Source organism: Lysinibacillus sp. BSL11, assembly GCF_052928325.1.
In genome coordinates, this window is the sequence record NZ_JAVGCX010000008.1 from 104,549 (window position 1) to 118,496 (window position 13,948).

11 protein-coding genes are annotated in these 13,948 nt (G+C 37.0%); 3 read left to right on the forward strand and 8 right to left on the reverse strand.

Translation table 11 applies throughout. The features are described 5' to 3' along the window. Nucleotides 1-36: 36 nt before the first annotated feature. The 6 genes from RCJ95_RS11310 to RCJ95_RS11335 form a co-directional block, all read right to left on the reverse strand. Nucleotides 37-2,118 carry a catalase gene (locus RCJ95_RS11310; protein ID WP_051145739.1) on the reverse strand — a complete coding sequence of 694 codons (2,082 nt, stop codon included), beginning with the start codon at nucleotides 2,116-2,118 and terminating at the stop codon, nucleotides 37-39. Between the two features lie 124 nt (nucleotides 2,119-2,242). Next, nucleotides 2,243-2,818 (reverse strand): RloB family protein, encoded by a 576-nt coding sequence (locus RCJ95_RS11315; protein WP_016993453.1) that lies wholly within the window; start codon nucleotides 2,816-2,818, stop codon nucleotides 2,243-2,245. Further along, nucleotides 2,815-4,092 (reverse strand): AAA family ATPase, encoded by a 1,278-nt coding sequence (locus tag RCJ95_RS11320; RefSeq protein WP_255600426.1) that lies wholly within the window; start codon nucleotides 4,090-4,092, stop codon nucleotides 2,815-2,817. The genes RCJ95_RS11315 and RCJ95_RS11320 overlap by 4 nt, the downstream gene beginning before the upstream one ends. A gap of 106 nt (nucleotides 4,093-4,198) precedes the next feature. After that, nucleotides 4,199-5,140, reverse strand: a complete 942-nt coding sequence (locus RCJ95_RS11325) for an NAD-dependent epimerase/dehydratase family protein (RefSeq protein ID WP_048392010.1) — start codon at nucleotides 5,138-5,140, stop codon at nucleotides 4,199-4,201. Between the two features lie 186 nt (nucleotides 5,141-5,326). Beyond that, nucleotides 5,327-5,854, reverse strand: coding sequence for a YceI family protein (locus tag RCJ95_RS11330; RefSeq protein ID WP_221679550.1), 528 nt, complete (start codon nucleotides 5,852-5,854; stop codon nucleotides 5,327-5,329). 315 nt (nucleotides 5,855-6,169) lie between these two features. After that, entirely contained in the window at nucleotides 6,170-6,742 is a 573-nt protein-coding gene (locus tag RCJ95_RS11335) for a manganese efflux pump (RefSeq protein WP_221679548.1), read from the reverse strand. Between the two features lie 219 nt (nucleotides 6,743-6,961). On the opposite strand from RCJ95_RS11335, the gene RCJ95_RS11340 reads away from it, so the two are divergent. Further along, nucleotides 6,962-7,837, forward strand: a complete 876-nt coding sequence (locus RCJ95_RS11340) for a glycine betaine ABC transporter substrate-binding protein (RefSeq protein WP_446722328.1) — start codon at nucleotides 6,962-6,964, stop codon at nucleotides 7,835-7,837. Between the two features lie 555 nt (nucleotides 7,838-8,392). On the opposite strand, the gene RCJ95_RS11345 is transcribed toward RCJ95_RS11340, so the two are convergent. Both RCJ95_RS11345 and RCJ95_RS11350 read right to left on the reverse strand, forming a co-directional pair. Further along, nucleotides 8,393-9,013 carry a thermonuclease family protein gene (locus RCJ95_RS11345; RefSeq protein WP_221679543.1) on the reverse strand — a complete coding sequence of 207 codons (621 nt, stop codon included), beginning with the start codon at nucleotides 9,011-9,013 and terminating at the stop codon, nucleotides 8,393-8,395. Between the two features lie 133 nt (nucleotides 9,014-9,146). Next, nucleotides 9,147-10,886: an ABC transporter ATP-binding protein gene (locus RCJ95_RS11350; protein WP_221679542.1), complete on the reverse strand. Its 1,740-nt coding sequence runs from the start codon at nucleotides 10,884-10,886 to the stop codon at nucleotides 9,147-9,149. Between the two features lie 121 nt (nucleotides 10,887-11,007). On the opposite strand from RCJ95_RS11350, the gene RCJ95_RS11355 reads away from it, so the two are divergent. Continuing rightward, nucleotides 11,008-12,438 carry an ABC transporter permease gene (locus RCJ95_RS11355; protein ID WP_257521213.1) on the forward strand — a complete coding sequence of 477 codons (1,431 nt, stop codon included), beginning with the start codon at nucleotides 11,008-11,010 and terminating at the stop codon, nucleotides 12,436-12,438. A 13-nt stretch (nucleotides 12,439-12,451) separates the two neighbouring features. Beyond that, a complete protein-coding gene (locus RCJ95_RS11360) occupies nucleotides 12,452-13,948 on the forward strand; it encodes an ABC transporter permease (RefSeq protein WP_221679539.1) in 1,497 nt (498 codons plus the stop codon).

Here is a 13,948-nt window from a genome sequence, read left to right on the forward strand (position 1 = left end):
TTCTCTTTCGTGAGTATTCGACGCTCTTTGAACTATTTAATAAATATTTCGTTGCCAAAATCGTTGCTGGGCAATGGCAGCTACAAATTTTTTCGGAAAATCTTTATTACCTGTAGCTAAAATGATTCCTGGCCCTACATTGGCATTCGACATATTGAAAAAGGTTGTGCCAGTTGCAGCAAATCCTATAGGCTTAAAGTGACGATATGCTTCATTTATATAATTGACGATATAAGTATTGAACTTCGCCTGATTACTTGCCTTTACTCCAACAACATATAACGAGTCAAATAATACAGCATCGGTTGTGATAAATGTGTCAGTAGCCGTTAATTGCACACCATTATTCCCTATTACCACACCTAGTCGATCAGAGATTATGCTATAGCGCACACCTTGTCTTGTTAAATATTTCAATACTTCCCCGACCTCATTTGCATCAAAACCATCACCAATTAAGACGCCTACTTTCAGCGTATAGGGCAATTTAACGGTATTTGCTTGGCTCAGTGCAGGTGAAGAGGCCGTTACCTTAGACTGCTCGCCATTAGGTCGATTAACACCAACGTTGTCTGCCACTGTGGTAGCCATTACTTTATCCACATGAACAAACATATCCACTACTTGCTGACGAACAGATTTACTTTTCACTTTTCCTACTTCGAAGCTAAAGGCATCAATAATGTGTTGTTTTTCAGGTGGAGACATGCTGTTCCAAAATAGCCTTGCTTGTGAAAAGTGATCGTCAAAGGATTTACTACGCGCTCTCGTGATTCTTCCCTCAACCTTTTCTTCATAATGAACATATCCTCCTTCTCTTGCAGTAGAGGTGGCTGGTGTATTATTTGCTAATGAATTTTTATGATAGCTTACCCTGCCTAAATTAATGGTCTGTCGACTAAAGCCATTACGTTGATTGTTATGCACTGGGCAAATCGGACGATTAATAGGGATTTCTGCAAAATTTGGTCCACCTAATCGAATCAATTGTGTATCTAAATAGGAAAACAATCGACCTTGTAGCAAAGGATCATTGGTAAAATCTATGCCAGGCACAACATTACCTGGATGAAAGGCTACTTGCTCTGTTTCAGCAAAGACATTATCCACATTGCGATTTAAGGTCATCTTTCCAATTTTCTTCACAGGTACTAGTTCCTCTGGCCAAAGCTTTGTCGCATCTAAAATATCAAAATCAAATTTAAATTCATCCTCAGGTTCTAGTATCTGTATGCCTAACTCAAACTCTGGATAATCTCCAATTTCGATGGCTTCCCATAAATCTCTTCGTTGAAAATCTGGATCCTTCCCTGCAATTATCTGGGCTTCATCCCAAACAAGAGAATGCACTCCTAGCACAGGCTTCCAATGGAATTTCACAAATCTCGACCTTCCCTTGTCATTGACGAAACGGAATGTATGCACACCGAAACCTTCCATCATACGAAAGCTTCGCGGAATGGCACGGTCAGACATTACCCACATTACCATATGTGCAATTTCCTGATTACTGGCTACAAAATCCCAAAAAGTATCGTGTGCGGAGGCTGCTTGTGGCATTTCATTATGAGGCTCAGGCTTTACGGCATGAATTAAATCGGGAAACTTAATGGCATCCTGAATAAAAAAGACAGGGATATTATTACCAACTAAATCATAATTCCCCTCATCCGTATAAAATTTTGTTGCGAACCCACGTACATCACGAGCTGTGTCCATTGAACCTAAACTTCCTACCACTGTCGAAAATCTGACAAACACAGGTGTCTTCTTTTTCGGATCCTGCAAAAAATTTGCCTTCGTATATTCGGACATGGATTCATATAATTCAAACTCGCCATGTGCTGCAAAACCTCTGGCATGTACAACACGCTCTGGAATACGCTCATGATCAAAATGGGTAATTTTTTCTCTAAGATGAAAATCTTCCATAATTGTCGGACCACGAACACCTGCCTTTAACGAATCCTCATCATTGGACACCCTTAGTCCCTGATTCGTTGTCATTTTCGTACCCTCATTCTCGACACGAAACGGCTCTAATTGATGATCCTTTGGATTTCCTTCTACATTTTTGGATTGATTCGACTTTGAGTTATCCACGCAATCCCCTTTCATACATGTACTAATTTCGCTCCATATACACTATATGTTTTAAAAAAAGAAACATGCCTTCATTTCGACAAAGCTTATGTAAAGATAAAAACAGGTTTCTATTTGTTAATAGAAAACCTGCTCAATCTTAAAATATGTATCGTATCATTTCATGTATGTTACAGTATGGGTTGTCACGGCTCTCTGTCTCTCGGAGTGCCATCATATCTGTGCAATTTTTAATGGCTACCTCATGCCGTAATGCAATGGGGGCTATGATGGATTCATCAGCCTTATGCCGGAAATACCGACTGACACCAAGGTGCTGTTCCATTTTGTCATTGAGGACAGCACGAGGGTATTTTTCTGTACTATCAACTTCCTCAAAATGCAAGAGTAACCACAATTCAAATGCTTCATTTGTATAGGCAATATGAATATTTTTTTCCTCACAAAATTGATTTACTTCCTCTAGTTGCTTTTCGGTTAGATCATCCTTATCAAAAACAATCCAAACTTCATCAAAGTATTGGTAGCTGGAATCTCGATAAGCATGTTGGGCAAGCTTGATCGCTGAACGTTTAACGTTTTTTATTTTGACACTAACCATCTTAGAGCGCTTTAAAATACGCATTTGTTCAAAATAGATGCGTTCTGTTTCACCTTCACAATAAATTAAAATAGTTTTACGCAGTGTTCGGCTCCCTTGTTGACGTACTCTCACTGCTCAGATACCTCCGTTTCTTCTAAGTATTGTTCAGATAAATACTCATTAATGACAGGCGTTGCACCGAATTCCCCTTTCATATAGCGTTTCGCATAAGAAAGATCTCCACGTTTCTTTTGTAAATCTGCAAAATCAAATAAGGAGTATAGTTCTGATTCATTTTTAAAGCTTTTATTCACAAACCAAATTTGATCGGAGCGTAGTGGCTGATCAAGTAATTCAATTTCATGACTTGTCACGACAAATTGATTACTGCTATTGCGTTTGCTATTCATAATAGCCATTAAAAACTCACAAATTGATACATGGAAGGCTGTGTCGAATTCGTCAATAAAAATGGTTTTCCCTTTATTATAAGCATCCACCATCACACAGGCTAAATGTAGCATTCGCACTGTGCCCTTAGAATCCATTGTCCAATTAATTGTTTCTGTCCCTATTGGTGCACCTGCTTCATCAAATGATAAATAATGTAGATCAATATCTACTTCTTGAATCACCTCAGGCGAATCAAACTCATAGCCAATTGTATTTTTCTCTCTGCGTTCCACACGTCTAGCCGTGACATCTTGAATGGAGAGGTCTGCAATTTTTAGGAGTTTGATCACTTCCTTTTTAAACGGCTCCTCTTCAAGTTTACGAATAAGAGGATGACTTGATAACCGATTTGCTTCATCTAGGAAAAGAATTTTATGTAAAAACCAATCGAATATCTTTAAAGCATCTAGATCATTAAAAACATGTAATACTGATAGAAAGGCTGTATTATTACGTGTATATTTTGTCAATTCCTGTGAAGCTGTTTGAAATGTCTCATAAGAATATTCTGTACCATCCCATTGTCTGACAAATAGTTCTTCCTTCAGTGACTTGTTCGTTTTCACAAGACGTTCATAGAGAACTTGAGAAGCATTATACTGAATTTCATAATCATATAAAGCTCCGTCCAAAAAAAGCGATATCATAAACTCTGTTGGTTTGTCTTGCTGACTTCCTAACTTAAACGGTTGATAGGGTAGACGTAACTGCTTTACATTATTTAAGTTTTCAAAATTAAAAAGCAAGGAACGTAATACTTTAATAGCCGTAAAAAGATTAGATTTGCCGCTTCCATTTGGACCAAAAATAAATGCGCTTTTTACAAGACGAAGTGTATCCAACTGAATTGTATGGGTATCCTTCCATTTTCGTAGGCGACTTCCAGCTACCATTGAAAACAACGTATCATCTTTATAACTTAAACAATTCTTTACTCTAAAATCTACAAGCATATGTAAGCCTCCGTCCACAACCATTTCTTTAATGAATTATTATACTATAGACATAGAAAAAGACATATTACGCAATGTAATATGTCTTTTTTACTTTATTGTCCCTTTATCCACTTTTTTGTTGAATTTCTGCTAATGATTCATTTTGTAGCGCGTGCAATGTACGTTCAATGCCTTCTGCAAAAGAAATTTTAGGCTTCCAACCAATTGCATTGGCTAATTTATCATTATTTAAAAATGAATGCTCAATATCTCCTTCTCGTGCTGGGGCATATTGAATTTCAAGTGGATGGTTTAAGTGTTGGAGCAGTAGGATGACCTGGTGAATTGACCAAGCCTCATTAGTGGACACATTATACGTGCCTTGTAAACGTGCAGATACACCTGCGTAAATAGCATCAGCAATATCGTCTACATAAATAAAATCACGTGTTTGTTCACCATCACCATAAATTGTAAATGGTTTACCTGCCATACTGCTTTTTAACATACTTGGAATCACAGCTGCTTCACCTTGCATTTGCTGTCTTGGCCCGAAAACATTGGCAAATCTATAGATAAGAACAGGCAAACGATAATCTTTTTGCCATTTCTCACAGTAGGTTTCGCCAATGCTCTTGTTTAATCCGTACATAGATATTGGTTCACAGACATCTGATTCCTCTAATGGAGGATAGTGACTATCTCCATAAACAGCTGCTGAGGAGGCAAAGACAAAATGCTGTACCTTATACTTGGATGATAAAAAAAGCATTTGGCTAAGTCCAACTATATTTGTCAAAATATCCTTTACTGGCTCCTGGATAGATTGCTGAACGCTCGTTTGCGCTGCACAATGGACAACCACATCAAAGTTTATTTCCTTAAAGAGATGCTCGCAAACCTCATCCTCAACATTTAAAAGATAGGATTTATGCTCAAAGTCAACATTCCGTAAATGACCCGTACTTAAATTATCAATAATATAAACCGTTGCACCTTCTTCAAAAAAACGCCTACCTACTGCACTGCCAATAAAACCATAGCCACCTGTCACTAATACATTCATCCTATCGCCCCCAAAAACAATATGATGATTTATATGCAGTAATTACTAAAAATATGCAAGAAACTTATTTACTGGTAATTTTTCTCAAATTCTTTTTACTAGATTGCATCATTAACAAGTATCTATTTTGAGCTATATAAAAAGCATGTTTGAAGATTACTTCAAACATGCCCTAGCTATCTATTTTTAAGCTGGATTAATTTCTAATTCAACCGTTACTTTAATATCTTTCCCAACAAGGACTCCACCAGTTTCTAATGCCGCATTCCAAGTTAGACCAAAGTCTTCACGATTAATTGTTGTTTCAGCTTCAAAGCCGTATACTTCTTGACCCCATGGATTTGTGCCTTTTCCATTAAATTCTGTATCAAAAGTTACTGATTTTGTAACGTCTTTGATTGTTAAATCACCAGTTACTGCATATTCATCGCCAGCTTTTTTAGCAATATTTGTAGATTTAAATGTAATCGTTGGATATTTTTCGGCATCAAAGAAATCTGCTGCCTTTAAATGATTATCACGATCTTCGCTACGTGTATTAATGCTCGCTGGATCGATTGTAAAACTAATAGTAGCAGTTGTTAAATCTGCAAGGTCTGCTGCTTCGATATCTGCTGAGTAACTGTCAAATACACCCTTAACTTTTGATACCATCATGTGTTTTACTTGAAAGTTAATTGCTGAGTGTCCTGAATCAATGTTCCATTTTGCCATTTTAAATTCCTCCAATTGGTTGATTTTATCTCGATTTCGAGATATATTTTAAAATATGAAGCAACTACATCTTTTATGTTACCCAAAATTGGATAGGATAAACATTTGTAGTTACTTATTTGTTTACAGCTTGGCTTATGAAAAGTTTTTAATTACTTTCTGTAACCTACTATATATTAATAATTTAGTTACGTCAAGTAATTAAAAATAGATTTTTAAAATATAAAAAAAGATGTCCGAGTCATCGGTACACCCCTCTCTATGTAATAAAAAGAATATCACCAATATTTGGTGATATTTAGCCGCAGTAAAATATTATTTTGCAAAAACCTCAAAAATACCAATCATGATAAGTAGCCATCCTGATATGGCTGTAGAATGCTTGCCAATAAACGTTTTTGCTAGTAAAGAGCCACATCTACTTCCTACTCCAACTGTGATAAAAGAAAATACGCCGATGGAAATGACTGTCCAAAGAGCTGAAATGCCATTTGCGCCTATTGCAATACCCCCTGCTAAACAGTTCGCTGACAAGACAAAGCCAAGTGCCATTGCTTCTCTTGTTGAGATCACTAGATTTTTATCTTCATCAAATAATTCGGGATTTCCTGCTATCCGCTGATTAGAAAAATTATTAGACATCAAAGTCCATAGACCAATCACACACAGTAGTAAACTCCCTAGCAAATTGGCAGTATGCGGTGAAATATACTCAACAACTGTGCTACCAGCTGTTACTGCGACATATGTGACAATCATCGACATAACAGCAATCACAGCATTTGATAAAATTGGAATTTTAACTTGTTTGACACCATAGGCTAGACCAATCCCCAAGTTATCTAAATTCGCAGCGATTCCTATTAGAATAATTGTAATCCAATGCATACTAAGCCTCCTCAAATCTCCGTCTCCATTTTCACCTATCGTATGTCAACAATAAAAAAATTAATGGGCACAACGAAGCTTAATTGTTTATGTTCCATCTTTTAGCACGGTTTGACTAAACCATCAATTTGACAAAAGTAACAACTTGTTTATAAAATTAAGTTGTTACTTGTTAATATTTATACTTTAATGTAAGAAATAATAGAAAGGAGATGTAATATGAAACTCATCAAGTTATTGAAAATAGGCATAGCATTTATATGCCTTATTGTGTTAACTGCATGTGGTTCAGAAAAGGAGGACACAAAGAATACTGAGAAAGGTGAAATCAATTTAGCATATGTTGAATGGGATACTGAGGTTGCATCTACACATGTAGTAGGACAAGTACTAGAAGATTTAGGATATAAGGCAACACTGACACCTTTAGACAATGGGATCATGTGGGAAGCACTTGCAAACGGAGAGGTCGATGGTATGGTATCTGCTTGGTTGCCACAAACACATGCCCCACAAGTAGAAAAATACAACAATAAGATAGAGAACTTAGGAGAAAACCTAACTGGTGCTAAGATTGGTTTGGTTGTACCAAGTTATATGGATGTCGATTCTATTGAAGATTTAACAAACCAAGCTAATCAAACCATTACAGGCATTGAACCAGGAGCTAATATGATGGCTACGACAGAAAATGCCTATAAGGAATATAAAAATCTGGAAGTTTGGAATGTTTTGACCTCATCTGCTGGTGCAATGACCGCAGCCCTCAGTCAGGCTATCTCTAATAATGAAGAAATCATCATCACAGGCTGGTCACCACACTGGATCTTTAATGCCTATGATTTAAAGTACTTAGATGACCCCAAAGGTTTATATGGAACAGAAGAATATATTGGCACTTTTGCGCGGAATGGTTTAAAAGAGGATGCTCCAGAAGCCTATAGTGTCCTTGACCGTTTCAACTGGAGTGCTAAAGATATAGAAAGTGTAATGTTTGATATAATGGAAGGCATGAGTGCCACAGATGCTGCGAAAAAATGGATTGCTAACAATCAAGAAAAAGTAGCCGAATGGACGAAAGATGTACAAGCATAAAAAGAGAACCCATTTACTACTCATTAGTAAATAGTTTCAGACTGTAGACGGCTCATTCTATAATAGAATGAGCCGTCTACAATTTTTAACGTTCCTAAAAATGAGGGGGGTTTCAGGAGCGTAATAATGAACTAGCAAACTTCTGGAGAAAAGTAGCTAAAGTTCATCCTCTCTACACTGTATTGTAGAACAAGGAATATTCTTTATATGATAATGATAATCATTATCATATAAATTGTCAACATTAATAATAATGATTTTTCATTTATCAGTAGCTGTCTTCCACTGTTTGGAAAACAAAACGTTGCTGGTTGCTTGCTTTCCTTTGTGCGATCGCTTTCTCCACTACCGTGTACTGAACACATTAGATTTTTACGACCAATTTCATGAGTGCATTACATACATAGAGACGACCCTATAAAAGTGAATCGCCCTCTCACCATGCTAAAAACTTTGCAAATGAAATTTAAAATAAAAAGCTGCTACCTATAAGATAATGGCAGCAGCTTCCTAGCTAAAATTAAACTTAAAAGCGTATAGTAATGGATTTATAGATTATTGAACTACATCAGGGTGGAAACCATCTTTTTGGAAGTAATCCTCATGTGACCAAATATTTAATTTTGCATCCTGAGCTTTTTGTTGAATAGCTCTAAATGCTTCTTCAAATGTATTATTTGGCTTATGAATATAACGTACAACTGCAAGCCCTTCGTTTAATAAAGATTCCTGCAATAAGACATTATCTACAAACACGTAGGCTAGATGGCGATCATAATTGTCTGTTTCTGGTCCAACATCGTAGACCGCTTCAATTTTCTTAGCCTGTTCCAATAAATTGATCGTATACTCTTTTGCTTCTTCCGCATATGGCTGAGCGCCACCTTTGTTGTAATTCATTTCAGGAGTATCCACCATTAATAGACGAATTTTTTGTTTCTCACCATTAATTGTCGCCTGAATCGTATCCCCATCATATGCTTTAATATAGTCTATCTCAAAGCGTTTATTACCTGTTTTTCCTTCCACTTGTTCAATGGTAATAGTACCTTGCTGTTCTGTAACTGATTTAGTACTTTGATCTTCCGCAGGTGATCTGCCAAATATCATGTACAATGCTACAGCCAAAATAATCGTGCCACTTGTTATTAATGTTTTTATATCTTGCATTTTCATGTAGTAGGTCCCTCACAACTAATCATCATTGCTTATACTTATGATTCGTATAAGTTGTGCACCTCATCATCAGGAAGACAACAAGTTTCACGATGTCTCTATTGTAAAATATCAAGCTACTACATTCAAGCTATCATATTGTCACTGCTACCCAGTGATTTGGTAAAACCTCTACTAACTGACTATTTTCAACCTCATAACGCATTTTCACATCTTCTGCATGTTCAGCTTCATTATATTTCTGCTTCTCTATTGCAGGATCTGGAACAGGAATAGAACGTAATAATGCACGTGTATATGGATGTTGTGGGTTAGCATATAGCTCTTCACTTTCTGCCAGTTCTACAATCTTCCCACCATACATGACGGCAACACGGTCACTGATATGTTTCACCATGGATAAATCATGGGCAATAAATAAATACGTCAACCCAAGCTTTTGTTGTAATTCTTTTAATAAATCAACAATCTGCTTTTGAATGGAAACATCCAGTGCCGATAAGGGTTCATCACAAACAATAAAGTTTGGCTCAACCGCTAATGCTCTCGCAATACCAATTCGTTGACGCTGACCTCCCGAAAACTCATGAGGATAACGCATGGCATGTTCTTTTTTCAAACCGACAAGTTCAAGCAATTCCTCTACTCGTTGTCGTCTCTCCTCATGCGTCTTCACCAGACCATGAATATCAAGAGCCTCGCCAATAATGTCTAAGATTTTTCTACGAGGATTTAACGATGAATAGGGGTCTTGGAAAATAATTTGCATATGACGACGCATTGCCTTTAGCTGTTTTTTCGATAGCCTTGTTACAGGTATTCCTTGATATAGAACCTCGCCATTTGTAGGCTGATGAAGCTGGAGAATCGTCCGACCTGTAGTCGATTTACCCGAACCGGATTCACCAACCAAGCCCAATGTTTCACCAGGATATATATAGAATGATAAATCATTCACTGCTTTCAACGTTTGGCCACGGCCTAACGGAAATTCTTTAGACAGATGGGTCACTTCGATTAACGGCTTATGTCGATCGATACCTGGCTGAATAGTAGCAATCTCTTTTGGTTGCTTTTTCTCATGCAGTTTTGGTAAGGCATTCAATAATTTCTGGGTATACGGATGCTGGGCATTTGCAAAAATTTCTTCTGTTGTGCCCTGTTCAACAATTTCTCCTTCTTTCATCACTAGGATGCGATCACACATACCTGCAACAACGCCTAAATCGTGTGTAATTAAAATAATAGACGTTCCCATTTTCTTTTGCATATTGCGCATTAATTTTAGGATTTGAGCTTGAATAGTAACGTCCAGTGCTGTTGTTGGTTCATCTGCAATAAGCAGTGAGGGATTACAAGCAAGCGCCATAGCAATCATTACGCGTTGACGCATACCACCTGAAAATTCATGAGGGTATTGTCGATACCGTTCTTCTGCGTCTCTAATACCAACCAGTTTTAATAATTCTATTGTTTGTTGATAGGCCTCGTTTTTTGACATTGACTGATGCTTAATTAAACTTTCAGCCACTTGATCGCCTATTCGAATAGTAGGGTTTGTGGATGTCATCGGATCTTGGAAAATCATACTAATATCTTGTCCACGTATCCCTTCCATTTGTTTTTCACTGAATTCAGTGAGTTCTTGCCCTTTAAACACAATTGAGCCAGATTTCAAAAATGAAGGTGGCGATGGTAATAAACGCATAATGGAGCGAGCCGTAACACTTTTCCCGCTCCCAGACTCTCCCACAATTCCGAGTGTTTCACCTTTGTTTAGATGGAAGCTAACGTCCTTAACGGCTTCAAATTCTGTCTCCCCTGTGATAAAGGATACCCGAAGATTCTTGATTTCTAAAAGCTTTTCACTCATTCGACCCATCCTTTTTAAAATTTGTGATTGACTTACTTTCAAGTATAATCCATACTTTACAATACTGATAGGAATTATACAATATAATGCTGAATATTTTATTTACGTTTGGAGGAAATGCATGGTTACTTCAAAAATTCATTTAAAACCCGAGAAATTTATTTTCTTTTCTACGGTTTATCAAAAACTAATGCATCAAAAGCCTTATCAACTACTTCTTTTTCTTTTTAGTATTTTAGTGCATCCTTTTACATACTTTATCTATCGGAAAAGGAAACATTCAAACACATATGATCAGGCTTTTGCATTGCGTAGTCAGTACTATATAGAGCATGGATTGGTTGCCCAGTGGCAAAAGGAATTTGAGCAACAAGAAATAGCAAAAGCTACATTTTTTAAAGAGGCTGTATTGGCGTCACAAATTCAGCTCACAGCCAAACACTTAGCTCAAAGGAAGCTTCAACAGCAAGTGGATCAGGATTTACAAAAAGAGGACATTCAACAACTATCCTATGCCCAATTTTTTAATCAGCAACTAACTAACAAACGTTTTGTGGCTCTTACCTTTCTACCAGCTGTTTTATTTTATGTAGTACTTATCTTATTTGCGAATCCATTTCTGCAATTTATCATTGAACGTATTTTACAAAGCTTCATTGTGATTGTTGGTGTGGCTACATTGGTGTTTACCATTTTATATTTATCACCTTTTGATCCAGCAAGAAACCTACTCGGAGTTGAAGCAACACCTGTGCAAATAGAAAACTTTAATCGCATTCATGGTTTGGATCAACCTTATTTATCACAGCTATGGAACGCATTATCCGGTCTATTTACATTTGATTTAGGTACATCCTTTGCAGGTAAAGAAGATATCACACATAGCATTGCTACAAAATTCCCTGTTACTCTTGAAATTGCCGTATTGTCGTTGCTAATGGCAATTGCTATTGCCATACCAGTTGGGATTATTTCAGCTGTTCGTCCAAACTCATATTTGGATTACACATTTATGTTCATTGCTTTAATTGGTTTATCCATCCCAAGCTTTTGGCAAGGTTTAATTTTTATTTTGACATTTGCTCTAAAGTTACAATGGTTTCCAGCTACCTATAACCCTCATAATTGGCTATCGCTTATCATGCCAATTGTCGTCTTAGGAACATCCATTACGGCTTCTATTGCTAGGATGACAAGGTCAAGTATGCTTGAGGTAATTCATGAGGATTACATTATTACAGCAAAGGCTAAGGGCTTAAATGAATTCAAAGTGATTTCAAAACATGCCATTCGCAATGCTATGATTCCGATTATTACGGTGATTGGACTTCTTTTTGGAGGTATGTTGGGAGGCGCATCTGTAACAGAAAAGGTATTCAACATTAGTGGGATAGGTAGCTATATCGTCGATAAACAATTTATCCCTGATATTCCGGCCATTCTTGGGGGCGTTGTATATATCGCCATCACCATTTCGATTGTCAATTTATTCATTGATATCATGTATGCCTTTTTTGATCCACGCATTCGCTCGAAAATGAAGAAGTCTTAAAGGAGGATCACCTGTGAAAAACATCTTACATGTCAAACTACTCTTGAAGATTACACAGGAATATGTCAATTCTCATTTTACTTTTGTCTTTTCCTTACTGTTTTCTTTACTATTTCTAGCCTATAGCTATAATTTTTCCAGCAATAGCTGGCGACCGGTGGTTCTGCTTCTTTTTGTTATTTATGCCATTACTACGGCATATGTTGCCTTCGTCAATCTACGAATTAAAAAGGATTTAGCAACGTATGGTGACATTCAAAAAAATACTCGAATGTTTGGCTATCCCCTTTTAATAACGATACTGTCAGGTAATATTTTTTCGACATCCTTTGCATTTATGCTTGTGTCAAAAAGAAAGACTGCAGAATATACTTTTGCTGCCTATGCCTTTATAACACAGCTATTCATCTTAGGTATTGCAGCATTGAATTTATTTAAGCCATATGTAACAGATACCTTTTTACTAGCAATGGGCGTTTTCTTAGTACTCTCGCTTCTCTATATCGTGATGGCCATATTATGTACGAAATATGTCACAGCAACTGAGGCACCAAAATGGATGCTCATTCCAGGTATTGTCCTACTATTGGCGACTTTCACTGGTAATCTATTTGCGACTTTACTAGGATATAGCCTTATCCAAAAGGCTCGAAGGGCAAATCCATCCTCTATTGAGAAATGGCAAAAAATATGGGAAAAGATTTTACGCAATACAATGGCTGTATTCGGCTTATTCTTCATTATTTTCATGTTCTCGTTATCCGTTACAAGCTCTTGGACTTTCGACTATGATTTCGCTACTGAAAATAATTATGGAGCATTGCTACAAACGCCGACATTAGAATACCCACTAGGAACAGATAATTATGGTCGAGATTTATTTTCTCGTATTGTGTTTGGGGCACAAATATCATTAATCGTCGGATTTTTCTCCACAATTATTCCCGCAGTTATTGGTGGCGCATTAGGAGCATTTTCAGGCTATTATGGTAAATCCACTGATAATATCATCATGCGAAGTCTCGATATTTTATATGCCATTCCAGGGATATTGTTAGCCATTGCTATTATCGCCGCATTTGGTGCTAATACTGTGAATCTTATTATTGCACTTAGTGTTGGAGCAATTCCAACCTATGCACGTACAATGCGGGCAAATGTTATGCAGCTTGCTAATTATGAGTTTGTAGAATCGGCTAGAGCTTTAGGTGCATCTGATGCAGCTATTATTTTCAAGCACATTGTCCCCAATTCTTTAGCACCAATGATTGTGAAAGCAACATTAACGATTGGCGGAGCTGTTATTTCAACAAGTAGTTTAAGTTTTTTAGGGCTTGGTATTGAGCCACACATTCCCGAATGGGGCAATATTTTAAAGGTTGGTAGTACGTACCTGGAAACACATTCATATGTCGCGATTTTCCCAGGTCTTTGTATTATGCTTCTTGTCCTCTCCTTTAACTTTTTAGGAGATGGTTTACGAGATGCTTTAGATCCAAAAACAAATTAA